The 24,984-nt window shown below is 59.9% G+C and carries 22 protein-coding genes; 7 read left to right on the top strand and 15 right to left on the bottom strand.

Features of this window, described 5'->3' with window-relative positions; all coding sequences use genetic code 11:
* Positions 1-98: 98 nt before the first annotated feature.
* From KBX19_RS06970 to KBX19_RS06945, 6 genes are all read right to left on the bottom strand, one after another.
* Positions 99-272 carry a hypothetical protein gene (locus KBX19_RS06970; RefSeq protein ID WP_005286265.1) on the bottom strand — a complete coding sequence of 58 codons (174 nt, stop codon included), beginning with the start codon at positions 270-272 and terminating at the stop codon, positions 99-101.
* A 10-nt stretch (positions 273-282) separates the two neighbouring features.
* Complete coding sequence (locus tag KBX19_RS06965) at positions 283-873, bottom strand: nucleoside triphosphate pyrophosphatase (RefSeq protein ID WP_255998040.1); 591 nt, start codon at positions 871-873, stop codon at positions 283-285.
* On the bottom strand, positions 873-1,091 hold the full coding sequence (locus KBX19_RS06960; protein ID WP_255998038.1) for an acyl-CoA carboxylase subunit epsilon: 219 nt from the start codon (positions 1,089-1,091) through the stop codon (positions 873-875). Before KBX19_RS06960 ends, KBX19_RS06965 begins: the two co-directional genes overlap by 1 nt.
* 23 nt (positions 1,092-1,114) lie before the next feature.
* On the bottom strand, positions 1,115-2,632 hold the full coding sequence (locus tag KBX19_RS06955) for an acyl-CoA carboxylase subunit beta (protein ID WP_255998037.1): 1,518 nt from the start codon (positions 2,630-2,632) through the stop codon (positions 1,115-1,117).
* An 83-nt stretch (positions 2,633-2,715) separates the two neighbouring features.
* Complete coding sequence (locus KBX19_RS06950) at positions 2,716-3,432, bottom strand: hypothetical protein (RefSeq protein ID WP_255998036.1); 717 nt, start codon at positions 3,430-3,432, stop codon at positions 2,716-2,718.
* A 61-nt stretch (positions 3,433-3,493) separates the two neighbouring features.
* Positions 3,494-3,871 (bottom strand): RNA polymerase sigma factor, encoded by a 378-nt coding sequence (locus KBX19_RS06945; protein ID WP_255998048.1) that lies wholly within the window; start codon positions 3,869-3,871, stop codon positions 3,494-3,496.
* A 15-nt stretch (positions 3,872-3,886) separates the two neighbouring features.
* Between KBX19_RS06945 and KBX19_RS06940 the strand changes: the two genes are divergently transcribed.
* A complete protein-coding gene (locus tag KBX19_RS06940; protein WP_255998035.1) occupies positions 3,887-5,197 on the top strand; it encodes a GTPase in 1,311 nt (436 codons plus the stop codon).
* 36 nt (positions 5,198-5,233) lie between these two features.
* On the opposite strand, the gene KBX19_RS06935 is transcribed toward KBX19_RS06940, so the two are convergent.
* The 5 genes from KBX19_RS06935 to KBX19_RS06915 all read right to left on the bottom strand — a co-directional run bounded on the left by KBX19_RS06935 (position 5,234) and on the right by KBX19_RS06915 (position 14,680).
* A complete protein-coding gene (locus tag KBX19_RS06935) occupies positions 5,234-6,184 on the bottom strand; it encodes a DUF3800 domain-containing protein (RefSeq protein WP_255998034.1) in 951 nt (316 codons plus the stop codon).
* Between the two features lie 452 nt (positions 6,185-6,636).
* Complete coding sequence (locus KBX19_RS06930; RefSeq protein ID WP_255998033.1) at positions 6,637-9,483, bottom strand: exonuclease domain-containing protein; 2,847 nt, start codon at positions 9,481-9,483, stop codon at positions 6,637-6,639.
* 181 nt (positions 9,484-9,664) lie between these two features.
* The gene (locus KBX19_RS06925; RefSeq protein WP_255998032.1) at positions 9,665-9,931 is read right to left on the bottom strand and encodes a hypothetical protein; all 267 of its coding nucleotides are present in this window, start codon (positions 9,929-9,931) and stop codon (positions 9,665-9,667) included.
* 106 nt (positions 9,932-10,037) lie between these two features.
* Positions 10,038-12,158, bottom strand: a complete 2,121-nt coding sequence (locus tag KBX19_RS06920; protein ID WP_255998030.1) for a DUF262 domain-containing protein — start codon at positions 12,156-12,158, stop codon at positions 10,038-10,040.
* A gap of 446 nt (positions 12,159-12,604) precedes the next feature.
* A complete protein-coding gene (locus KBX19_RS06915; protein ID WP_255998029.1) occupies positions 12,605-14,680 on the bottom strand; it encodes an exonuclease domain-containing protein in 2,076 nt (691 codons plus the stop codon).
* Positions 14,681-15,195: 515 nt separating this feature from the next.
* Between KBX19_RS06915 and KBX19_RS06910 the strand changes: the two genes are divergently transcribed.
* Positions 15,196-17,022 (top strand): DNA/RNA helicase domain-containing protein, encoded by a 1,827-nt coding sequence (locus KBX19_RS06910; protein ID WP_370687008.1) that lies wholly within the window; start codon positions 15,196-15,198, stop codon positions 17,020-17,022.
* 86 nt (positions 17,023-17,108) lie between these two features.
* Entirely contained in the window at positions 17,109-18,986 is a 1,878-nt protein-coding gene (locus KBX19_RS06905; protein ID WP_255998028.1) for a DUF2075 domain-containing protein, read from the top strand.
* A 353-nt stretch (positions 18,987-19,339) separates the two neighbouring features.
* On the opposite strand, the gene KBX19_RS06900 is transcribed toward KBX19_RS06905, so the two are convergent.
* Positions 19,340-19,681, bottom strand: a complete 342-nt coding sequence (locus KBX19_RS06900; RefSeq protein ID WP_255998027.1) for a helix-turn-helix transcriptional regulator — start codon at positions 19,679-19,681, stop codon at positions 19,340-19,342.
* 82 nt (positions 19,682-19,763) lie between these two features.
* Between KBX19_RS06900 and arsB the strand changes: the two genes are divergently transcribed.
* Positions 19,764-20,885: an ACR3 family arsenite efflux transporter gene (gene arsB, locus KBX19_RS06895; protein ID WP_005286170.1), complete on the top strand. Its 1,122-nt coding sequence runs from the start codon at positions 19,764-19,766 to the stop codon at positions 20,883-20,885.
* Positions 20,886-20,897: 12 nt separating this feature from the next.
* Positions 20,898-21,317: a low molecular weight phosphatase family protein gene (locus tag KBX19_RS06890; protein ID WP_040423403.1), complete on the top strand. Its 420-nt coding sequence runs from the start codon at positions 20,898-20,900 to the stop codon at positions 21,315-21,317.
* Between the two features lie 23 nt (positions 21,318-21,340).
* On the opposite strand, the gene KBX19_RS06885 is transcribed toward KBX19_RS06890, so the two are convergent.
* Positions 21,341-21,775 (bottom strand): DUF488 family protein, encoded by a 435-nt coding sequence (locus KBX19_RS06885; protein WP_255998025.1) that lies wholly within the window; start codon positions 21,773-21,775, stop codon positions 21,341-21,343.
* A gap of 158 nt (positions 21,776-21,933) precedes the next feature.
* On the opposite strand from KBX19_RS06885, the gene KBX19_RS06880 reads away from it, so the two are divergent.
* Complete coding sequence (locus KBX19_RS06880) at positions 21,934-22,665, top strand: biotin--[acetyl-CoA-carboxylase] ligase (protein WP_255998024.1); 732 nt, start codon at positions 21,934-21,936, stop codon at positions 22,663-22,665.
* Positions 22,666-22,675: 10 nt separating this feature from the next.
* A complete protein-coding gene (locus KBX19_RS06875) occupies positions 22,676-23,113 on the top strand; it encodes a hypothetical protein (RefSeq protein WP_255998022.1) in 438 nt (145 codons plus the stop codon).
* On the opposite strand, the gene KBX19_RS06870 is transcribed toward KBX19_RS06875, so the two are convergent.
* Together KBX19_RS06870 and budA are read right to left on the bottom strand one after the other, a co-directional pair.
* Positions 23,110-23,916 (bottom strand): hypothetical protein, encoded by an 807-nt coding sequence (locus tag KBX19_RS06870; RefSeq protein WP_005286156.1) that lies wholly within the window; start codon positions 23,914-23,916, stop codon positions 23,110-23,112. The genes KBX19_RS06875 and KBX19_RS06870 overlap by 4 nt on opposite strands.
* Before the next feature lie 197 nt (positions 23,917-24,113).
* Positions 24,114-24,839, bottom strand: coding sequence for an acetolactate decarboxylase (budA, locus tag KBX19_RS06865; protein ID WP_255994545.1), 726 nt, complete (start codon positions 24,837-24,839; stop codon positions 24,114-24,116).
* Positions 24,840-24,984 lie beyond the last annotated feature (145 nt).

Genomic DNA, 24,984 nt, shown 5'->3' with positions numbered 1-24,984 from the left:
AACTCGTCACTGAACTTCCTAGGCATGATCCAATCCTCCTCTAGAAACGATCGGAACTAAACCCAGGACACTTCAACGATCTCTTCCCCCAACCCCACCTAGCGCCCCCGGGCAATGTCGAGCGCGCCGGTGATCATCGGCACCTGGAGCGGCAACCGTGCCAGGGCGACGGCCTGCATGGGCAGGGGCTTCTTCCGCCACAGGTAGGCCATGTAGAGGTTGGCGGGGAACATGGGTGCCATGTTCTTCCGGAAAAAGTCAGTGAGGGCCATGCCCGCGAGTCTAGCCCCACAACTCGGAGGCGTTGACCCCGAACGAGTAGAGCGCCTTGCGCAGCAGCGGCAGCGACAGGCCGATGACGCTGGTCTGGTCACCCTGAATCGAGTCGATGAACCAACCTCCCAGGGCTTCCAGGGTGAACGCACCGGCGCACTCGAGCGGTTCACCGGAGCGAGCGTAGGCCTTGATGTCGGCATCGGAAACATCGCCGAAGCGGATCTTCGTGGACACCGCATCGGTGATCCACGTGCCGTTGTAACCGATGGCGTGGCCGGTGATCAGCTCGGCCGTTCGGCCGCGCTGGGCCTGCCAGCGGCGGATCGTCTCCTCGACGGTGTGGGGTTTGCCCTGCAGCTGGCCGTCCAGAAAGAGCATGGAATCGCAGCCGACCACGATGTCGTCCGGGTAGGCCGGTGCGACGGCCTCGGCTTTAGCGTGGGCGAGGGAACACACGGAGTCGGCGGGGGAGGCGTCGATAAGCGAGGCGAGCAGGGCATCTTCGTCGATGTGCGCAGGCTTGACCACGGGCTCAACGCCGGCGTTGCGCAAGATCATCAGCCGCGACGGCGACTGGGACGCTAAGACAAGACGCACTAGAACAGCGCGGTCGAGTTGAACGCCGACGGGTTGAACACCACCGGGCCGTGCACGCGGTTGGAGGGACGGCCCCACAGGTTGCGGTGGCCGCCGGCGGTGCGGGACTTCGCCTCCTGCTGCAGGTCGCTCAAGACCTGGGTCAAAGCGGCGAGTTCGGCCTCAGTCGGGTTGCCCTTGACCACGGTGAACTGTGGCTGCGATGAGGACTGTGTCATGGTTAGCTTCCTTCCAGATCTCGCTACAGCGGAATGTTGCCGTGCTTCTTCGGGATGGCGTAGACCACCTTGCGCTCCAGCAGACGCAGTGCTTCGGTGACCTGGGTGCGGGTGTGGGAGGGTTCGATGACAGCGTCGACAAGCCCGCGCTCGGTGGCCACGTAGGGGGTGAGGTGGGCTGCGGCGTACTCGTCGGCGTCGACACCGAGGTGCTCAGCGGCGGTGGTGGCGTCCGCAAGCGCGATCTGCGCGGTGGGCCACGCGAAGACCATGTCGGCGCCCAAGTCCTTCGAGCCCATGACCACGTACGACGGGCCGATAGCGCGGCGGGTGATCACGGTGATCTTGCCCACCTGGGCCTCCGCGTAGGCGAAGGCAAGCGCCGCACCGTACTTGGCGGAACCAAGGTGCTCTTCCTCCTCGGAGGGGAAGAAGCCGGGGGAGTCGACGAATTCGACGATGGGCAGGTTGAAGGAGTCGCAGACGCGGATGAACGCGGCGGCCTTCTTCGCGGCGGCGTGGTCGAGGCAGCCGGCCAGCACGCTCGGCTGGTTGGCCACAATGCCCACGGCGCGGCCGGAGATGTGCGCGAAACCGACGACAACGTTATCGGCGTAACCGCGGCCCAGCTCGACCAGGCCCTTGTCGGTGACGCGGGTGATGATCTCGCGGACGTCGTACGCCGCGGAATCATTGTCCGGGATGTAGGTGTCCAGGGAGCTGGTGTCCGGCTCGGCGGAGTTGTCGTTGATCGGGGAGGCGGCGCGGTTGTTCTCCGGCAGGAACGCGGCCAGCTCGCGCACGGTCTGGATGGCCTCCAAGTCGGATCCGGCGGTCAGGTGCGCCACGCCGGTGACCGTCTGGTGAATGTCGGCACCGCCGAGGGACTTCGCGGTGGCCACGCGGCGGGTCACCTTGGTCACTGCCGAAACGGAGGTCAGGTGCATCGTTGCGGACTCGACCATGACCACCAGGTCGCTCAACGGCACGAGCAGCGCCGCCAGGGAAGCGACTTCGCCCGCCACGACAGAGATCTGCGGCACGACACCGGAGGCTTCTGTGGCCTTGCGCAGGATGCGTGCCGACATCGCGGCGGTGACCACGCCTTCCTGCAAGCGTGCGCCGGTGGAGTCATGGATCGCGATGACCGGCACACCAGTCTTGATGGCCAAGTCGTAGACCTTCAGGATCTTCTCGGCGTAGACCTCGCCGAGCTGCCCGTCGAAAATCGAGGAGTCGTGGGCGTAGACCGCGACGCGTCGGCCGTCGATAAGCCCATAGCCCGTGACCACACCGTCAGTGACGGGCTTGGTGCGGTCCATGCCGTGCTCCTCGACGCGGTGGCGCGCCAAGGCGTCCGTCTCCACGAACGTGTCAGGGTCAACCAGCGCTTCCACGCGCTGGCGGGCCGTGGAAATACCGGCTTCACCTGCGGTGCGCGCGGCTTCGCTGCCCATCGGCTCGCGAGCCTCCGCCAAGCGGTTGTGCAAGTCCGCGATTTTGCCGGCGGTGGTGGTCATGTCGGGCTTCTTGTCGGTCATAACGCCTCATCCTACGGGGTCGGGTGCATCCATTCGCTTATCGACGCAACCTCCCCCACCGTTAACCGCCCTTGTCCTGGGCCCTACTCGCCGTAGTGGCCGAGCATGTACTGGCTGCCGTTCCAGTACTGATTGAACGCCTCGACATCGCCACTGATCGGTGCAATGCGTCCGTTGTCGAATCCGAGCGTGACGTGGTTCTGCAGCTTCACGCTTCCAGTGAGGTCCTGCTGGCGCTCGCTCCAGGAAAAGTCGATGGTGTCGCCGTTGAGGGTCACGTTGGTGATCCCGCGGAAGGTGCGCATGTCTCCATCGGGCTTACCGTCGATGTAGAACGCGATGCCATCCGACACAGCGGCGCCGGTGCCAGCGGGCCCGTCGACGCTGCCGCGACCACCGTGGAAGATGATCCAGCTCACCGGCGCGCACGGGTCGTAGTGGTTCTCGATGTCCTCGATCCAGTAGTTAAAGTCCGATCCGTCCGTCGAAGGCATCCGGCCCGGAGCCGAGTTAGAGGGGTACTGCTCGCGCGGGTCTTTTGGCAGCTGCGCGCACTTCTCTGTGTCTTTTTGCTTGTCTTTGGGCTTCTCGGTGACGGTCTCGATGACGGTGGCCGGGCCCTCGGCGTCACTATCGTCCTGCGCGTCAGGGGTGGCTGCTGTCGTCAGGGCGGGCTTCTCCGAATCGGGGAGCGTGGACTGCGAGCAGCCTGCAAGCGCGAAAGCGCAGGCGAACGCTGTCGTTGTAGCGGCAAGCATTGTGGTGAAGCGGGTGCGAAGAATAAGCGGCGAGGAAGACATGTCAGCAGATTACACCGCAGCGGCCCCGTGGACCTGCGGTTGCGGGTGACAGCTCCGCTCGCTAAGCGTTGGCGGCGAGTAGTTCGCGCGGGCTCTTCCGTGCCCGGTGCACCCGCACCTTTGTTGCAGAGAGGGAGGAGTCTTGGTGTTCAGCGATCTCCGCGAGCGTGAATCCGGCGACCTCGGCGAGCACGAGTGCTTCGCGGGACTGGTTGGGGATAGCGGCCAGCGCCTTCGTCAACGAGTCATTGTCGGCGATGGACTCCTCGAACTCTGCGGCGACGTCTTCGATCTCTAACGGGCCTGCATCATCGTTGTCGCCGAGCGGGGAATCGATGGAGACTTCTGGGCGCCGCTTCCGAACTATCTCCAGCGACGCATTCGAGGCGATGCGGTACATCCACGTGCCAAAGCCCGACTTGCCCCGGAACTTCTCCAGGTTCTTCTATCCGAGGTGCATCGCCGCCGCGAAGGCATCCTCGGCATCGTGGTCACCGTGTTCCAAAACGGCATGCCGGATCGCGCTGTGGCCTACCTGCGCAGCGGCGAGCAGGTCCCCATCCCGATCCAGCGTGGGCGTGTGTCCCAGTTGCCGGCGCCGGCGGCGGAGATCGCGTTCATCGACCGCTGGTTGCCGTCGCAAGCAGTGAGCAGGTACACGCTCATCGATACCCCGGGTACAGCGACGCTGACAGCGGAAAATGAGGCCACAACGCGCGCCGCGCTTATCGACGGCTACGAGCAAACCCGTTCCGCCTCTGTCGACGCCGATGCTGCCGTGTTCCTGTTTGACTCTGCACCCCGCCGCGACGAGGTCGAGTTCATCCAGCAGCTCGGTTTCACCCCCTTGAACACGCTGGGCGTGCTGTCGCGCGCGGACTCCTTCGGTGAGGGGGCCTTGGGCGACGAAGGCCCGATCATGAAAGCCCACGAGCACGCTGCGCGCCTGTCTCAGCAGCTGGGCGGTTTCGTCTCCCGGGTCATGCCGGTTTCCGCCCTGTTGGCGCAAACAGTGGCGACGGGTGTGGTCAGTGAGTCCTTGACCCGTGAGATCGCCGCGGTGACATCGCAGTCGCGTTTGGAGCTTGTCTCCGCCCTCTACTCGAAAGGCAATAAGGGTCCCGGTGGACCCCGCAACATCGATGCCAGCTTCTCCGCCCACTCCCTTCAAGCGGCCCCGGACCCGAACCGGCACGCAGCCCACCGCATCGAGAACGTCGTCGACCTGATTGGTGAGTACGGCCTGTTCCGCGGCCACGAGGAAGCCGTCAAGGGCGGCGCGGCGTTCAACGACTGGCTGATCCGCGCCTCTGGCATCGGTGCGATCCGCGAGGCGCTGGAGCGCGACCTGTCCTGGTACGCCTACCTGCACCGCGCTGGTGAGATCCTCACTGACCTTGAGGGGCTGGTCTACCGCCACCCGGCCTTCACCGAGCCGATCCGCCACACGCTGCACACGCTGCGCAACCACCCCGTTGCCATCCCGGCGAAGTTGTTGATCACGCTGAAGTCGCTGCTGGCAGCGCATGCTTCCGAGGAGTTCATCCACGAAGCCGCGCGGCTCGCCCATGCTGGTCCGCCGCCGTCGCGCTTGGATCTGCCGCCGAATGCGAACCCGTGGACGGTTCTGGACCGCATCCGCGAGCGCCGTTCCCAAATGCAGATGCTCTCCTTCGGGCTGCTCGACCCTTCGGAGGAAGAAGCGTTGGTCGTGTTCAACCAGGCCTACGACCAGATGGAGCGCGACACCCAGGCGCTGACCTAAGCGGAGCCTAGCGCTGCTTTTGTTGCATCGAAGCACTTAGCAAGGTTCGCCGCTACGGATTTTGTAGAGTTTCTCCTGAAGGTCTGGTGAACCCGCATCGATCAAGCGTTGGAACATTCCATCATTTCGTAAGCGCTTCCTTTCCTGCTCCGCTTCACGTCGCTGCTCTACCTCCCAGAACCTAGTAGCCTTGGTGAGCTGATTTGGAAAACAAGTAGAATCCTTCGTCGGAGAATTGGACCATACAACAGAATTATCGGTCGGATGCGAGAGCTTAAAAATCTCTCGTCCTAGATCTACTGACCAAGCGAACTGGGACTCCTCCGCGAAGTGGTAGTCCGTCAACCTCCCCAAAAGAGCGCAAGTCCAGTCAGCGAGCTGAACGGTGTTGTAAAGATGGCTCTCGGTCTGTAATGGAGTTTCGACGATGCTGCGATTCGACTTGTTACTGCGCGAGTAAATCGTGGCGCTCAGAGTGGCCACTGCGCGTTCACGGTTGTCAGTTTCCGTAGCATCCATAACTACGAGTATTAGCTCTTCCTCGTCTGAGGCAAGGGATCCGAGCCTGTTGATGGCTTGAATAAGACAATGGTTCTCCCTGTCCTGGGATTTCTCTCTTGTTTTACTCACTGGACCAACGGGTTTCTGCTGTCCGTAGAAGAAGAGATGTCCGCCCAACTTTCCCAGCTTCCGGTAGATACGGGAGAGCGCCGGGGCTAGTTCGTCCCCGTAGCGCTTAATGTTTCGCGTCGTGAGTAATGCAGAACCTTTCTTTTCCCACTGGTCTGACGGCACTCCGGATAGTTCGATCTCCACAGCGAGTAGCTGCTCTTTAACGTACTTGAAATAGCCACTCATCTCGCGAACGTTCTCAGCAGGCAAGATGTAACCTGCGTAACCGAAACACGGATGCGTGTTGTATTTCGCGTGGTCGTGAGAGATGTACGGACCTTGGTGTCCAAACTCGTCAATATAAGCGATAAGCATTCGTGAAGCCCCCAGCAGATAGCTCAGTGGCCGAGTCGCTCAAAGCGACCCGGCCACCGGAAATAGCGCGGTACGTGTGTTTCAACGCCGCCACTGTGGTCCCAACTTTAGATGGTGCTTTGCGCGATCGCAAGCGGGATAAGACGATGCTTCACATTTCAAACCATGTTCTCAAGTCCAGCTGACACACCAAAACCCAGGAAAGCAAGGTCCATGTGGTGCGTCACTCTGTGCTAGTCGTTTCTGGCAGCGCATGCTTCCGAGGAGTTCATCCACGAAGCGGCACGGCTCGCCCATGCTGGGTTACCGCCGAACGCGAATCCCTGGCCGGTTCTGGACCGTATTCGCGAGCGCCGGTCCCTGATGCAGATGCTCTCCTTCGGCTTGCTCGAGCCGTTAAGTGATCACATGGTTCACCGATTGATAAATTGATAAAACCGGAGCGCTGAGCCTCACAGCCCTTGGATCAGGTCGCCGTATTCGTCCTGGCCGCGGTGACGGAACACGGCGACGGTGCGGCGACGCGGGGTAGTTGGTTCAAGGTGAAGAGCTTCATTGATGGCGGCAAGCGCTGATTCAGAGTTGCCGGCGAGAGCCGGATCGAGGCCCATCGAGTCCAGTAGGTGAGCCAGGTCTACCACTGCGTCATCTGCGGGAAATGCACGAGCGGGAGCGGGGAAAACCGCGAATTCCTCCGGAGCGAAGCGGAGCCACACCCGGTCGCCCACGGATACCTCGGCCTCGAGAAGGAAGCGGCGGATCGTGGATGTGTCGGACTGCTCCGCTGCGTTCACGCCCACGAACTGGTCACCCAGGCGGCTCGGCACAGCGACTTCACCGCCCGCCGGTACACCGTAGATACTGGCCACACCGAGCGGCAGGCTGAAGCCGGATCCTCCCAAGTGATCGTGGTTGACAGTGAGCAGCATGCACCACGCATCGTCGCGCCAGTAGAGGTCCGGGTCATCCTGCGGGGCAACCTCGGTCGTCTCACCCCGGCTGGTATCAGAATCGCTGGTGGCATCGGAGTGGTCGTGGAGCACGGAATCCGCCCCACCGGCATAGGCCTCCAGACCCCACTCGCGTAGCCCGTAGAGGTCAGATGCCACACGAATAATGCGCTCATCGACGTTCACGGCGTTGGTGATAAAGCGCTCATTGATGTCCATCGGCGTTGCCTGGGCGATCTCCGCGGTGCTCATCGGCTCTCCATTGAGCGACAGCACGCCCGCGGCGAAGTCTTGGTGGCTGGACGCGATGAGGACGTGCGCGTCGTCGGAAAGCACGACCAGCCCGTTGCGCTGCGACATCCATTCCGCGAGAAGATCGCGGTCGGTCCCTAAAGACTCGGCGGCTGCGCTGATAAGCGCCGCGTTATGCTCGTCGACAAGCTCTGCCAGCGCCGCGTCGACAGCGTTTGCGAAACCCGGCGCGGCGATCCACGTTTCGTCGGTGTCCCACAAGCCCCACATGCGGAAGTAGTGCTCGTACGTGCCAGTGAACGGCTCTGCATCCATTGCCAGAGCTGGAAGCTGCGCGTTCACCGAGGCGGTTGCTGACAGCGGCAGGAACCTCGCCGCGAGATGGTGTGCAACGTCAGTTGATAGGGCGGTGGTCCCCACGACGTCGTGTCTGATCTCCGCGTCGAGCTGCTGGATGCGCTTTTGCGAGATGTTGTAGAGTTCGCCCAGCTCTTCCAGTGTCGTGTCACCCATGTAGTGCATGGATATCATGGTCATCTTCATCGGATCGTCCGCGCACGCTGCGGCTAGTTCTTCGACGCACCGCGCGAACAGTCCCGCAATCGTGTCTCCCGCCATGCGCTTTTCGACGCCCAGTGCCAAGCCCCTCACCCCACGCGGCAATTCCGTCCCCGTTAGCGCGAGCCAGCCGGCGAGAATGTCCAGCTCTCTGTTGGTATCGGACTCTGTGTCCGACTCGGTTGCAGGCTCGGTGGCGGGGGAGGAGGCGGTGGACGTCGGCTGCTCTTCGGGAGCGTCTGTGGGCGCTGCCAGTCGGTCCTGCGGCTGTTCCGTCTCCATGCTGGCCAGTAACCGGGCAAAGTGCAGCTCACTGACAATCGGGATGTCCAGTTCGCGGGCGCGGCGGGCCTTCCCGCTCATGGTGTCCAGGTTCGCGGCAACCAGGAGCGCGGTATTCTTAGCTACCCCGCCGACCTCGAGGCCGTGGCTGAGTGCCCGGGTTTCCCACTCTGTGCGCGGCACGTCCATGGAACCGGTGAATGCAATGCGGTCGTGTGGGGAAAGCTCGACCCATTCCTCATCGTCAGCGCTGCGAATCTGGGGCGTGGCGATGAGATCATGGACCAAGGCGGGGTCAACGGCGAGCTGTTCGGCCAGTGTGCACAGTTCGGTTTTCTCGCGTTCGGTGATGACACCATCGACCCAGGCTCTGACGGCGATCTGGCGGATGAACTCCTCGTGGATCCTAGTGACATCATCGTCGGTAAGCCCTGTGTCGTGGGCGAAACGGGCTAGCCCGTAAAACTCTGCCGGGGTGAGGTGACGGTCGCCGAGGCAGACCCGCAACAACTCGCGGTACTGGTCCGTGTCGGTGTCGCCGCCCGCGGGAAGCGTTTGGATGAGACGCGCGAGCCAGTTCTCCTCACTGCCGGGCTCATGGGATTCCGCGGTCTCGGTGTGCTCGGTGTGCTCGGTGTGCGTGGCGGGTTCTGCGGTTTCTGCGGTCTCTGCGTTCTCCGCGGCGAGATCTTTCCGGGTGATCAAGGTGGCGTTGGTGGGGGTCGTGTTGCCGGTGAAAAGCAGAGGAACGCCAATGAGCGTGCCGGAGAGGGTGCGCAAGAGTTCCGCTGTCGCTGCCGCGTTAGGTAGTGCGGCGTGTGGCTCGCTATTGGTCAGACCTGCGGCCTCGAGTGCGTCGGCGAGGCTACCGCAGCCCAGCTGCGCCGTGGCCAAGTCCTTGGTATCTACCCAGTGGGCCTCACCGACGTTCGTGGGAATGCCCACGCGGCGGAACTCCTTCGAAAGGAACCGCTTCTCAAACGACGCGTTGTGCGCCACCCCGATCCTTCCCCTGATCACTTGAGCGAGTTCGGGCGCGACTTCTTCCCACGTCGGCGCGTTCTTCAAATGCGTTGCGGTGAGCTTGTGCACGTGGCAGGTGGCAATGTCCCGGTTCGGCTGCACCAATGTCTCCCACGTTCCCTGCTCCCGCAGCTGCTGGTCCAGCAGCACGACACCGACTTCGACGATGCGATCAGAACCACCAAAACCGGTTGTCACAACGTCGATGACAGCGAAGCCGGGGTGCGGGCTCATGGCAGAAAATTCTCCAGCAGGAAGGGGCTAGGACTCCCCCACGGTAGTTCACCCTCCAGTGGGGCGCACGGCGAAAGATCGGGCTGGAAGGGCTACTGCGGATATTCAACGGTGGTGTTCAGGAAGCATCAGTTATCTTCACCGGCGGCGTCCAGTGCCCGGTCCGTTTTACGCCCTTCAGTCAGTCTCTCCTGCCGGCCCATCTGAAGAAGGCGATGACACCGGAGACCACTGCCACGAACGTGGAGACCATCCATCCGAGCGCCAACGTGATGGACAGTCCCGACTCTGGGTCTAGGCCCATGTATCCACCGCCGATACCCAAGGCTAGGAACGTGGCCACTGAAACGGCTGCCGACCACTTGAACCAGGTGGCGGCACCATCGCCATCATCTGAGAGGATTGAGTCGACGCCGCCGGCAGGCGCGATCCAGCGCGCGGCAGCCACGTGCTCGGCGGGGGATCGTTCGGCCCGGGTTCTGGCTCGAACTGATTCCAGTGGGAACTGGCGGCGACATTTCTGGAGGAGGAATCGACCAGATGTTCTGGGATAGCTAACCCTCCTCGAGTAGCTCAGGTTCGCGCGGTCCGTCAGAAACCAGTTCAGCCATCGTCGCCAAGCCACCGTCTTTCTCGAGCACCCAGAACTCGAAACCGCTGAGGTTATCCACGCCGACGTGCTGGGCGGCTTCATCGAGGCTATCGAATTCAACCATGCCGTCAATGCGGATGGTTCGGTCCTCAGTGATCACGGCCTCAATCTCCCAGTCCGGGTCGATGGGGTCGAGCAGATCGCCTGGCAAGAGGTAATTGCCGTCGATAAGCGCTTCCAAGCTCAGCTCCTCCTCCGCGATTGAGTGGAACTGTGTGGCTAGCTGTGGCACGGACGCGGCGGTCCCCAGCTTTTCAAAGCCATCTCGGGTGACCCGGGCGATGAGGTGGCGGCGCTGCTCCAGAAAATCGTCGTAGGGGAGCTGGTGCCAGTGCTCGGGGAGAGCGTGCCAGTACATTTGCTGCTCGAGCCATTTATCCCCGTGCGAGCGTTTCGACACCAAGTCTGGCCAATACTCCGCAGGGTTGCGGTCGGAGATGATTCCGTTCGTCTGCCAGTCGGTGGGGGCGAAGTTCGCTGCCTGGTTAATCCGTTTGGTGTCAGTGATACCGAGTTCCTCCTGCTGGAAAGCCCGCGGGAAGAGGTGGTGGCCCTCGGTTCCTTTTTCCGCTGGGATGGACGGATCCATCCAGTGGCTCACCTTCATGGGAAGCATGAACATGTCGGCATCGAGTATGTTCAGCGCAGCAAGGTAGCAAAGGTAGGACGGCGACATCTTGTACTGGGACGAGACCAACTGCTGCGGGAGGTTCACCTCCCAGAAATCGTTTGTCAGAGCGAGGCGGATGGCGTTTTCGACGATGCCGCGGAACGAATCGGCATTCTTCACCTCCGGTGTCGCAAACAAATCCAGGTCGCGCTGCAGCTGAGATTCGGAGGAACCCGTATACCGGCCGGTGAGCTGAGCCATGAAGAACCAGCGAGCGATCAGCGTACGAAGTTCGGTCAACTCCACCTTGAATCGCTCGCGCCCGATGAGGAAGAGCGTGTAGCTCGCCAACTTGTTGAAGTCAGAGGTGATGTCAGATTCCGACCTAAAACCAGCTAACTGGATTGAGTGGATGAACTCGGTCCAGTTGACGTGGTTCGTCACCACAGGAAGCGCGTCTTTAAGCAATTGCAGCTCATGCTCCTGCTTTTCTGAATCGACTTGGCCGGTGCTTCGGTCCTTGGCCTGGAGGTTCGAGTAGGCGTCGAGAAGCTTCGCGCGATTCTGCCCGTAGGCGACCATGATGCGGACGATGTGGCCAGTCTCGACCTTCCAGAAAGGGTTCCACGGCGTCCACGACACCCGTTCGCCAGTGATTTCCGTAGCACCCTGCGGTGTGATTCGAGAAAACTGTGCGAATCGCTCGATTTCATCGCGACCCTCAGGCCAAAAGACACTGAGCCACGTGAGGATGTAGTCGTAAGCTTTCAGGCTGACACCTTCAGAGTTGATGCGCACGAAAATGTCCGCGACCAGGCGCTTTTCTACGTCTGCTTGAATGTGCACGACGTCGAACGTGTAGTTCTCGATGCCCTCGAGACGCTGGATGGTTTTCTTGAGCTTCTTTCGCTGGTCTTTCTGCAACTCGCGCCCAGCGGCTTCGAGCGGCTCGAAATAACCCTCATCTTCGTCGAAGTCTGCGGACCAGATTTTGGAAATATCGTCGATCCACTCCGGCGACTTAGCTATCGCGGCGGTACGCACCTCGAACCGCTCGGTAAACGGGTTGAAAGAGATCCTAATGCGGCGGTTTCTATAATTCTCGTCCCGGACATTGACACCCTTCATCGCAGCGAAGAGACTCGTCAGACGCTGCTGCCCATCGATGATCTGGTGTTGCGCGTTGACCCCGACGCCCGATGAGATCTTTCTGGTCGCACCGTCCTCGGGCACATCCCAGAACATCAGTGCGCCGACGGGGTATCCTTTGTACATCGAGTCGAAGAGGTCACGCACCTTCGTTGCCGGCCACACGAACGGCCTCTGCAAATCCGGCAGGCTAATGCTTCCCTGCTTCACGCCAGAAACGAGCTGATCGACTTGCCACGGAACGGTTTTGAAGATGGCGGGCATAAGTGTCCTTCGTTCGAACTTCGGCGAGCTGCCTACGGAATCCCAGTTCTAAAATAGTGATCATAACCCCACGGCATTTCGCTGCGCCCGCGACTCCGGCCACCTTCATACGGTAGACGCTCATTGTTCGGGACCCCTCAAGCGGAACGAAAGCCGAAAACCGAGATTCGGCAGACTATTGCGACGGTAAAGCTCAACAAGAAGGAACGTTCGCGCCGAATCGGGCGTGATGGGTGCGATAGGGCATCAAGCAAATATTACGGAACCGCTTCCTGCGCGAGCTGGAGCACGGCAAACCATCCTCTGAGTTTGGTAAAGTCATCGATGTGCTCGCGGTGCTTGGGTACGATCTCGAGTCTGTGGTGCACAGGGGTAGCGCATTGTGATCGCTGCGGACGTCTAGGCCCGTCCGATTAGGTGCGCGACACCACGGAGGGAGGGCCAATTTATTTCCTCGTTACCTTGGTGAACAGCGCTACGGGCCCTGAAACGAGTACGGACAAGGATGAGATCATCCAAATCAGTGCCATGAACATTGACAACCAAGACTCCCCGTCCGGATCGATGGAGAGAATTAGAAGGGTGAAGATCAAAAACGCGACGGCGCTGGACACCGCCGACCATTTGAACACCTTGGCCGCCCTGTTCGGCCGGGTTTTCAAGTCACTCGCGTGAGGATTCTCCAGCTCTTTCGGAGTCGGCTTTCCTGGAACTGGTGCCGTCCTGTGTGGTTCCGGAAGCCAGGTGCTGGGTTCCGGTTCGGACTTCTCCGTCACCGGTTTGGTGGGGGATGTCTTTCTGGGGATGATCGGCTCGCCCAGGTGGGAGCGGTCCGGCTCCGGCGGTACTGGACGGGGGGTGGGACGGGAAACTGGCTGCGGCGAGGAGATGGACTGCGCTGCTGCCTGTTTGGCAGGAGCTTCGAGTGCAGCGTTGACGGCGAGTTCAACTAGCTTGTAACGGCGCTTTTCGCCGACTCCAGGCAACGCGAGCAAGTCGGCTGCGCTGGCAGTAAGCGGAGCGGGGTAGTGATCCTGCCAGACGTCGATATAGCGGTCGATGCCGGTGCGTGTCTTCTCGATGGGCGTGGTGGCGCTCAGATCGGGGGAGAGATCAGACAGAGCGGCATGCGGATACATGGCGATCCATGCGGCTGCGATCGCCTCCTTGCTTATCCCGCCATGGTCGCGTTGCTCTTGGGTGAGCCAGGCGAAGCGGTTCGTGTCGGCGTCGGTCTGCGAAGGCGGCTGCGGGGCGGGGTGTGGCTGCGAAGCCGGGTCCGGCCGCCGCGCGGGGGTCATCTTCATGTCCGAGATGAGCTGGGCAAAGCGGGCCTCGCCGATGATAGGGACGCCTTTATCCCGGGCTTTCTGGGCCTTGCCGCTCATAGAGTCCGGGTTGGCGGAGACGAGGACCTTGGTTGTCTTGGTCACGTCGCCGACTTGGAGACCCATGACGAGGGCGCGGCGCTCCCAGGTTTCGCGCGGCATGTCGAAGACACCGGTGAAGGAGACGCGGTCCCCGGGCTCGAGGGCAAACTCCACACCTGTGTCACCGGTTTGGGGTTGGGCGAGGAGGTCCTCGATGGCAGCTTGGTCAACTTCAAGAGCATCCGAAATGGCGGTGATGGAGGAGCGTTCCTCATCGGTGATCACTCCGTCGGCCCACGCTTCAACAACGAGCTGGCGGAGGAATTCCTCGTTGATGGTGTTGACATCGTCGGCGCTCAAACCGGAGTCAACGGCGGCCTTCTCCAACTGCCGGATTTCAGACCGCGAGATGTGCCTGTCCACCAGCGTCCGGGTCAACTCGGCGCGGTAGGCGGCCTCGTCCTTGGGGGCAGACGTTTCGGGCAAAGTCTGCGCGAGGCGGCCGACCCACCGGCTGGAGTCCCTGCCATCAGCACCACCAGCTCCGCCGCGGGGCAGCGCGCGCACCGGGGGAGAGGGGCTGCAATTGGCAAACTCGGCTGTGGTGCAGCCGGCCAAGGAAGCGCGGTGGTTGAGGTGGAGGTAGCGGAGGAGGTCGGCGGTTGCGTAGGCGTCGGCAAGCGCTGAGTGCGCATTGGAATTCTTGATGTCCGCGATGGCGAGCGCCTCGCTAAGCTTCCGCACGCCGAGGTGCGAGCCTGACAACCGCATTGTGTCCAGCCACAGCCCCGGCAGCCCGGTGAAAACGCCCACGCGGTCGAACTCGCTGCGCAGGAAGCGCTGTTCGAATGGAGCGTTGTGCGCCACCGCAAAGCGGCCGTTAAGCAGGTGCGACAGATATGGCGCGATCTCGGCGAACGTTGGTGCATCGACCACATCCGTCGCCGTGATCTTGTGGATGAAGCTGTTGGGGATGTCGCGCTCTGGCTGCACGAGCGTTTCCCACGTCGACTCCACCGTAAGATCCGGGCGCAGCAGCACCACGCCGACTTCGATGATGCGGTCATGCTTGCCCACGCCCGTCGTCTCCAAGTCAATGACCGCGTAGCCAGGCCCGTCCGCTTGTCCTGTTCGCGCTGTTTGGGGGTTCATGCTGGCTTCTTTCCTCCGTCAACTGAATCGGCTTCTACGGTAGTAGATGGGGCGAACAGGTTCGGCGGTTTGTTCGCGCGGGTGTGCGAAAGGGGGAGCAGTGACACAACTTTTCGCCGAGAACTTGCGCGTGGCGCTCAGTTTCCGTGTTGCATTGGACCTGTCGGAAGTCTCAAAACCGACCAATCTCCTGTCAGTTAAAAGGTAGATAGGGTACGAGGGCGTCACAGGGGTGCGGCGTCCTCACTATCTTCTCGGAGGAAGAGTCCGCAAAACCGTAGCTTCGCCGACGGGAGTACGTACGTCGGCCAGTCCGTTTCAGTCGTCTCCCGGTACGTGATTGAAAGTTCGCGAAAAATCCAATAACTTCTCGGAGCTCACGGATAAGCTAATCAGTCAAGAGATAAGCGACCCCGACAGGCTTCTGTTCGCCCAGTAGATATGCCTCCAAGTCGCGCGATTTTTCGTGCACGGAGGACTTCTTGGGAGATCTAAGGATGAGTGGGGCTCGTTTGGTGCAGTTTGCCAACGATCCTCCCTCGCTCGTTGAAGAGATGCTCCGCCAGTTCGCAGCAACGAGGCTGCCAGACCCAAGCCTGTCGGAGAGAAACTCCTGGCGAAACAGCCTTCCGAAGTTAGCTACCGAGCTGCAGGAAGCTCAGCTGGAAGACGTTGATGTGTTCCTTGAGTACCGACTGCCTCTGACATCTCAACGCGCAGACGTTGTCCTAGCAGGAATCCACCCGAAGACCGGTGAGCCCTCCGTAGTAGTAATGGAACTGAAGCAGTGGACAGCTGCTGAAATTTTTGAGGATGATCCGAGTCTCGTCTCGGTGCCGGGGTATGTAGATCCACAGCTGCATCCGTCCCGCCAAGTCAATGGTTATCGCCGTTACCTTTCGAATTACCTGACGTATCTCCACAATCATGACGAGTGGGTGCACGCCGTTGCGTTCATGCATGGGTTGGACGACCCCAAGAGCACTGATGCGCTTCGATTCGGCAGCGAAGAAGCACCGATCTTCACGGGTGTAGATAGGAAGGCACTGCGTGAATTCCTCCAGAACAACCTCATTCCCGGTGGAGATACTGCGGAGCGCTTAATCAATTCCTCAGTTGCCCCATCCACCAAACTGATGGAGGTTGCGGCCGAGGAGGTCCGAGAGCGCGAGAAGTTCATTCTGCTCGGAGAACAACAACGAGCTGTTGACATCATCAATCACGAAGTGACGCGGGCCGCGAGTAGCTCCAAGAAGCGGGTCGTTGTGGTGTCGGGCGGTCCGGGAAGCGGGAAATCTGCGATAGCGCTGTCCGTGTTGGGTGAACTGGGCAGAGAGGGACGAACAGTTCTGCACGCGACCGGATCAAGATCCTTCACCACAACTATGCGAAAGGTTGCTGGGCACCGGAGCAAAGACACCCAGAGCCTATTCAAGTACTTCAATAGCTTTACGATGGCGCAACCGAACGGAATTGATGTCTTAATCGCCGATGAGGCTCACCGAATCCGTGCAACGTCCAATAACAGATACACGAAGGCCGAGCTACGGTCACACCGTCTTCAAATTGATGAGCTTGTCTCCGCTGCTAGGGCCCCTGTTTTTCTCCTGGATGATAACCAAGTGGTGAGGCACGGCGAACTCGGGTCAACGAGAGACATTCGGAACTTTGCCAAGTCACAAGGCTACGAAGTAACGGAAATTCAACTGGGTGAACAGTTTCGATGTGGCGGTTCCGCAGCCTACGTTGAATGGGTTGAGCAGATACTCGGTCTTACCAAATATGACCCTGCCGAAGCTGCTTTAGCAGACGACGAGTCGTTCGCTGTCGAGGTAGTGGATTCTCCGTGGGAAATGGAACGCGTTCTACGGGATAAGGACGCCGATGGATATACCGCCCGAATGACCGCCGGCTTCTGCTGGCCATGGTCTGACGCCGGAAAAGAGGGTCTAGTCAATGATGTAGTGATTGGGGACTGGGAGCGACCATGGAACAACAAGAGTGACCGACGTGTGGGAACTGCTCCTCCATCTGCCTTATGGGCGACGATGGAAGGCGGATTTGAACAAATCGGATGCGTCTACACCGCGCAAGGATTCGAGTTCGACTGGGCGGGTGTCATTTTAGGACCTGACCTCATCTGGAGAGACGGTCGATTCACCACCATCAGATCGTGCAACAAGGATCCGCATTTTCACCCGAGGAATAAAATTTCTGACGAGAATTTCGACATTCTGGTTCGGCATGTCTACAAAGTTCTACTCACCAGAGGAATGATTGGAACCGTCCTGTACTCCCCGGACAAAGAAACCCGTCAAGCGTTGCGGACGCTTCTATACTGAGAGGAAGCCAGTCCCACCGACAGGGCCCAACGGACTTCCGCATGGACATGTCCTCACCCCGCATTCACGCGAAACGAGGCATTTCCATGGACGATTTCCCTACCCCCTACATCCGACGAGTTCGATATTCGGACGACTTTAAAGAACTTTTAGAGAGCTCGTATGGTGATCTAAACGAGGAAGAACGAGCCGAATGGGTTACTCATCAGCTCAATTTTCCGACGGTGTACGTCGTTCGAAGCAGTAGGGAGACCCCGGGTGGGCTCCGCTTTAGCGTGTACGTTGGGGAAACGAACGACATCACGAAACGCACGCGACAGCATCTTTATCACGATTCAAAGAATCGTCCTGATTGGGCCGAATTCAAACAAGCAAACGAGGTAGAGATGTATGTAATTGGACATCCCTACTTCAATAAGTCGCTCACGCTCGACATTGAAAACCGTTTCTTGCACTACCTCGAAGCATGTAGAGGGGTAGAACGGCACAATAACCGCCGAACCAACGAGCAGCGTCAGTACTACACACTCGATCACTTGGATCCGGTCTTTAACGCCGTCTGGGACGAATTGCGTGAGATGGAACCGGAACTTTTTGACCCCCGTGATCAAATCGAACAATCCGCGATTTTCAAAGCCTCTCCATTTCACAAGCTCAATGAACAACAGTTGGCGGCTCAGAACGAAATCTTCGCCGCGGTTAACACAGCCCTGAACCGGAAAGACGAAGTTCAGGGCCCAGAAGAACACAAACTCATCATCGTTTCTGGCGAAGCTGGTTCCGGCAAGACTGTACTGATTAGCAGTGTCTTCAACGGTTTGATATCCGGTGTGCGCGATGAAGATGAACGTTTCGAGCACCTAACATCTGGTCCAGATGGGGAGGGAACCGGGATTGATGCCTACCTTGTTTCTGGGCATAAGAATGAAGGTGGGCAACTGCAGGTCTATGAGGAGATTCTAAAGAAGCTCAATATTCCGAAATCGCGCGCTGGAGATGAGACACGAGTACGGGTCTATGGTCCAACTAGCTTCATTAATAGCTTCAGTCCCGAAGATCCGGTTGATGTTGTTCTAATTGACGAAGCACATCTCCTCATTACGCAAAAGAGCATGTCTTATACCGAAACTGTGCCGCAGATCGAGGCTATCTTGAATCGCGCCAAGGTTGTGGTTGCGGTATATGACACGAAGCAGAGTCTGGAGAGAACTCAGTACTGGGAAACCCCTTTAAACGAGCACTTCGGTCATCGGGTAGCCGCGGAAATTGAAATGACAAATCAACTCCGCCTGAACGCGGATGATGCGATTTTAGATTGGATTCGAAACTTCATCGACAACCGCACAATTGGCGAGATTCCGAATGATAGCCGTGGCTACGAGCTAAAGATTTTTGAGAATCCTGCTGATCTTGCTAACGCGATTAGGCAGAAGGACTCAGCCGTGGAGAACAGTTTGGCCCGACTCCTTGCAACGTTTGACTGGCCATATAGCCAAAAAGGCGTTAACAAAGAAGAGGAAGACGGGAGGTGGTACGTAGATGTACACCATCCGGAACAAAGGCTGAAGCTCCCGTGGAACCTTCAAACTAAGGCAGAAACGCAGTCGCGTCGCCGTGCCTATCGGAGCGCATGGTCAGAGAGTCCTCATACCATTAACGAGGTGGGGTCTACTTACACAATCCAAGGTTTCGACCTCAACTTTGCGGGGGTGATCTTGGGGCCGTCCATCGTCTACCGAGATGGTTACGTCCAAATCAATCCTGACGGGTCGGCACATAAGAAGGCGACTGAGAACCGCACGCTGGCTGACGGTTCAAAAAAATCTTTCGGTGTGGAGTTCATCAACAACGAGCTAAATGTGTTGCTAACCCGCGGTGTCCAGGGCCTGTATATCTATGCTCAGGACGAAGCGTTACGTGAAGCTCTGTTGGACGCACAGCGAGAGCGCCCGTTGATACCGTAAACCGTAGAATAACCCCGTTGGTTTCTCCGGGAACCCTGGGATTGCCCACTAGTTGCAAGTTGAGTTTTCGGAATCGAACGGTTGAACCGATTCCTATCCCTGATGTCCGTTGCCGATCCTACGATGCTTCATAAATTGAGCCCATAAATGGAAAAAGATGACGAGTGCTGAAGCCACCAGAACGGAAATTTCAGAACCCGAGTTCGCGAAGGTGGGGGCGCCATCCCGGTCCATTGCGTCGGATCGGAGAGCCAGGGCGAGTTTGAGGTGGAGGAGATACTTCTAGTGGGATGAGGACGCGTGCGTCGTAAAGCAGCAGCCCCGCACTCCCAGAGACCCTGGGTACGCTTCTGCTAATCCATCTGCAACACCGTGCGCAGTTCTGCGAAGGGCTCGGGGAGAACTTGGTGCGTGACTGTGCGGCCGTGCCGGGTTTTGGTGAGTAAGCCGGCGTCGGTGAGCTTCTTCAGGTGGTGGGAGACTGTGGGCTGGCTCAGGCCGGATTGCGCGGCGAGCTCGGAGACGCTGATGGGCCCGCAGCCGTCTTCGGCGAGTTGGGAGAGGAGACGCAGGCGGGCGGGGTCGGCGAGCACTTTGAAGAGCTGGGCGTACCGGTCGGCTTCTGCGTGGGTGAGCAACCCGGCGCTTAGGGAGCAGCAGGTGGATGCTGTCGGAGGGGTATTCGGGGCGGCCATGATTCCCACTATTTCATATTGACAGGCATCTATAACAGTCTTAATGTTTTATATTGATAGTCGTCGATACGAAAGGTGATCTATGTCTGAGCCGGTCGCGGCGCAGGAACCCGCCCGCATGTCATTCCTCGACCGATTCCTGCCGGTCTGGATCCTTCTTGCCATGGCGCTGGGGCTGGGGCTGGGCAACTGGTTCCCAGGTTTGAGTGGAGCCTTACAAAGCATGGAAGTCGGTGGAATATCGCTTCCGATCGCGCTGGGGCTGCTGGTGATGATGTACCCGCCGTTGGCCAAGGTGCGGTACGACAAGACGAAGGAGATCGCCACCGATAAACGGTTGATGGCGGTCTCCATCGTCCTCAACTGGGTCGTCGGCCCTGCGGTCATGTTCGCCCTCGCGTGGATCTTCCTGCCCGATGAGCCCGCACTTCGCACCGGTTTGATCATCGTGGGCCTTGCCCGCTGCATCGCCATGGTGCTCGTGTGGTCGGACCTGTCGTGCGCGGACCGTGAAGCCACCGCTGTGCTGGTGGCCATCAACTCGGTCTTCCAGGTGCTCATGTTCGGTGTGCTGGGGTGGTTCTACCTGCAGATCCTGCCCAACTGGCTGGGACTGTCCACCACGTCGGTGAACTTCTCCTTCTGGGCGATCGTGACCTCCGTCTTAGTCTTCTTGGGCATACCGCTGCTCGCAGGCGTTGTCTCCCGGATCATCGGTGAGAAGGCCAAGGGCCGGGACTGGTACGAAGAGACATTCCTCCCGGCGATCTCCCCGCTCGCGCTGATCGGTCTGCTGTACACCATCGTGCTGCTGTTCTCCCTGCAAGGAGACCAGATCATCGCCCGTCCTTGGACGGTGGCCCGAGTGGCGGTGCCGTTGCTGATCTACTTCGTGGGCATGTTCACGCTGGGCCTCATCGTGTCCAAGATCTCAGGGATGGGGTACGCGCAGTCCGCGTCAGTGGCGTTCACCGCGGCGGGCAATAACTTCGAGCTGGCTATCGCGGTGGCCATCGGAACATTCGGCGCCGAGTCAGCCGAGGCGCTCGCCGGTACGATCGGGCCACTCATTGAGATCCCGATCTTGGTGGGCCTGGTCTACGTCATGCGGGGCATCGGCCCGAAGCTCTTCCCCGGTGACCCGACCCTGCCTGAGCGGCAGTTGTCGCCCGAACGTGCATCAGCAGTGAGTTCACCGGCATAGAAAGGAAGCATGATGTCACCTACTCCAAAGATCCTGTTCGTCTGCGTCCGCAATGGCGGGAAATCCCAAATGGCTGCTGCTTTGGCGGAAAAGCACGCGGGGAAGCGGCTTGAAATCCACTCGGCCGGCACCGAACCCGGAACGTCGATCAACGCGGAATCTGCCGCCTCGCTGGAAGAGGTCGGCGCGGACATGTCCGACGGGCACCCGAAGGCGGTTGACCCGGAGATCCTCCGCACTGCAGACCGTGTTGTGGTCATCGGTGAGGAAGCGCAGCTGGACCTGCCCGATGATGCCCGCGGGACGATGGAGCGGTGGGTGACGGATGAGCCGTCGACACGCGGAATTGAGGGCATGGAGCGAATGCGGCTGGTCCGCGACGACATCGACGCGAAGGTGCGTGGGCTGATTGCTGACGTGCTCGGCGAGTGACGGAGCTGCCCGTCAGCGGTCCGCTATAGGTGGATGACTTCCACCCCGGACCATTTCTCCGCCAGGTATTCCGCCGCAACGAGTCGGTGGCATGTGGACGGGTCCGCCTCCGAGCACAGCAGCGCCGCACAGTCGAACGTCGCCTTGGTGGGCATCTTGCGGTCGTCGAATTGCTTGCGGAGCTTCTCGGCGAACTCGTCGAAAGGCAGACCCTCCTTGCGGTAGGCGTGCATGAGCTCCTCACTCGGGGCGAGCTCCAAGACGTGCTCGTAGTCGATGCCCACAATGACATCGAGGAACCACGCGAGGTCGTCCTGTTTGGTGAAGCCAGCGAGCTGGTTCGTGTTGTGCCGGCGGATGTCCACCACCCGCTTCACGCCGTTGTCGCGCAACAAGTCGAAGAACTCCTCGGCGCTCTTTTTCGAACAACCGACAGTGAACAGCTTCATGTCCGACATGGCGCCCAGTGTAAGTTCAGCGGCGGGGTTGCGGAGCGGGTGCAAAACCGCAGGAACTCCGCAGTGCGGAGTCGGCGGAGCGTCTATCGCCGTTGAACTTCCCAGGTGCGGTGGTGATGCTGCGCGCGTTACCTCGATGTCCCGATACTCTGGACCCCATGACAGTTCAGGACATTGCCCGCATTGAATCCGAGGTCGCCGAGCACTGGACCGAGGTGCGCCACGTGGAGGAGTCCACCTCGACGAACACTGAGCTGCTGGCGTCGGGGGAGCCGGGCCACGTGCTCATCGCGGACCGGCAGACGGGCGGCAAGGGTCGGCTCGGCCGGGTATGGGAGGCGCCGGCGGGAGCGAGCCTCCTCATGTCGGTCACGGTGGAATTGAAGCACTTCGACGACGTCGGCCTTGCCAGCCTAGCCACCGGCCTGGCCGTGACGGATATCATCCCGAACGCCCAGCTCAAGTGGCCCAACGATGTCCTACTGAACGGCAAGAAGTTCTGTGGCATCCTCGGTGAGATTGATGTCAACGGCGACAACACCATGCTGGTCATGGGCCTTGGCCTCAACATCGCGTGGCGCGCTGAAGACCTGCCCACGGACTGGTCCACGGCGCTCAACCTCGAGGGCATCACTATTGAGTGGGATTCATTTGTCACCGACCTGCTCCGCGCGCTCGGCGAGCGCCTCACACAGTGGCAAGACCGCGACGCGGCGATCCTCGACGATTACAGGGCAGTCTCGGCCAGCATCGGCCAACGCGTTCGCTTGTCGACGGTGCAGGGCGACGTGGAGGGGGTCGTCGACGACATCGATAAGCATGGCGAAGTTGTCGTGGATGGGGTGAGTTACTCCACTGGCGACGTGACTCACCTGCGGCCCGCCAACTAAACTCCCTGACGTGTCCAAGATCAAGCTCGGTAGGGGAGAAGTCGTCCTGGCGGACATGGCGCCGCCGATGACGACGCTGGTGTTCCCCTTCCTCGAGCTGATCGTCATCACCGCCCTGTCGTGGATGGCCATCGGATGGATGGACGTCAACGGGGTGGATGTAGCTTTCCGCAACGGCGCCGTGGCGGTGTGGGCGGTGCTCGCCCTGTGGCGGTTCGTGTTTCCGCTTGTGCGCTCGCGCCGGCAACGCTTCGTGGTGACTAACAAGCGTGTCCTCTACATCGGCCGCGGCCGGACCGAGTCGATCCCGCTGGCGCAGATCCGCGGTGCCCGGCGCTACCGCGGAGGAATGAGCATCGGCGTGTTCGGCTACGGGCAGCCGGTCTACTTCCCCAACGTGGGGCGCACCAAACGGGTGGAGGAGCTCATCCACCGGCAGCTGCTTTAGCTGGAAGCTCTCCTTTTCCTTGGGTCGTCCCTCAAGATTCCGGGGATCGGGTCGTTGGAAGAGTAGTGCTCGAGCACGGCCGGATCAAGACAATTGAGAAGCTCAAAGATTTCCTTTCGCAATCTACCGCAGTCAATGTCAATTAGGGACTCTTGGTGGCCGATCCGGTTCCTAAGCAAGTTGATCCGGTGCATCAAGAAACTTGCTCGATCGGGATCAATCGGTCTGGGGCCCGCAGAAAGCGCCGGCTCAGTAATGGCCTCGTAGACCCTTGTGAGATCGTTGTATCGAGTCTCATCCGGAAAGAACTTGACTTCCCCGTCCGGCTGCGTTTCGGGGGAGCGGTAGAAGAAGTTTTCCTTCCACTGAGTCAGGGTCACCTGAGCAATCAGGTCATCCCGCGTAATTGGCTCCCCCATGCGGGGATGTTGCCCTCCAATTAGGCCTTCACCACTATCGCGTAGCTCCTTGGCTTTCGCTGCCTTGCCTTTAGCTGAGTTAGCAATGGACGCGCTCACTTTGGAAAGCGGCTCACGAACATTGTCCTTCGGCTCCTTGATCCACTGCTTATTGCTAGGGGGAGTGACTGAATCGCTCCAAGCATCAATTGCATCGCAAAGCTTGTTCCTTAAAACGACCTCGAAAAGCGAAATCAAACTCCACATCGCGGCAGATAGTCTCGAATCCCACTTGTACAAACTCAAAGCCCGATCAGCGTTGTTTCCCGTCTGAGCCAAATACTTCGCAGTGCGCTCTTCACTAAGCGCGCTCAGAACTAGCTTGCCGTGCTCACTGCCGTGCATCCGATTTCCCCCTTCGAACCGATGCGTCTCTTGATTTTCCTCGACTACCGATCTATTATCTTATGTTGAGAGAGCACAGGGGCCGTATTGGCCCTTTGGATAGCTCCAGCCGAAGGGGTCACGTCCGAATACCGGTCCTAGAACCGAAGCATCGGAAGGGATCCCTTCACTTATTTCCGCTCCCACCGGCAGCTGCTTTAGCTTTTCACCTCAGTGTCGTGGATCTGCTGGTCTAGATCCTCAGGCGAGAGGTTGCCCGCCGCGAAGTCAGCTGTCAGCGGCAGGTGGAGCTCAATGTCGGTGCCGGGGCAGAGCTCAATTACGGCCTCGTGAACGGTGTAGTCCAGCACGTGGCCGCCGGTGGTCCGGTCCTCATCGATGAAGTGCACGTGGCAGCCCGGCACACCAATGCCCTTCGCGTAGCCGGGGGTGCGGAAGCCGCCGATGATGCCGCAGACGTTTTCAAACTTGATTTCTTTGTCGTCGGCAACGGCGTCCTGCATCGGCGGGTAGGGCTTCTCCTGCTTGGTCACGGTGCGGGTGGTCACGGTGTCGAAGCTGCCGGTAATGCGCACAGCGTGCAGGTAATTCCCGGACGGCTGCAGCTCGTCGATGAATGCGGATAGCTCGCTGCGGCGCATCCCCTTCGGTGCGTCGGCGACGATCTTCGGCACGAAGTTGGTCACTTGCCCGAACGGGCTCTTCTGGTCAAGGTCGGCGATGGTGGCGGAGCCGTCGCCGCGCAGCTGGTAGCACGTGCCGTCCAGGATGATCATCTCCCCGTCGAGGGCGTCGAAGGTGCCCAGGCCGAAGTTGCCCCGCGACAGCATGTCGCCGATGGTGAGTTCGCCATCATAGATGCCGTCGAGCAGCGCGGACATGAGGGAGTTTTGGAAAATCGTGTGGCGGCCAATCGTGGTCATAGGCCCGATGGTAGCCATGCGAGGCGGTTGGGGGCGAGGGGTGCCGGACTGCGCCATGGAACTGCGTAGGACCCATCCCGAACTGAGTCACTCCTGTCACATAGATGGCATTGTGTCCCGCGCGCCTAGTTGTGGCTGCTGTGGC

The sequence above is a fragment of the Corynebacterium sp. CCUG 71335 genome (assembly GCF_024454075.1).
GTDB lineage: Bacteria > Actinomycetota > Actinomycetes > Mycobacteriales > Mycobacteriaceae > Corynebacterium > Corynebacterium genitalium.
Note: the sequence above shows the minus strand (reverse complement) of the source record. Positions and strands in the feature narration are given on the sequence as shown.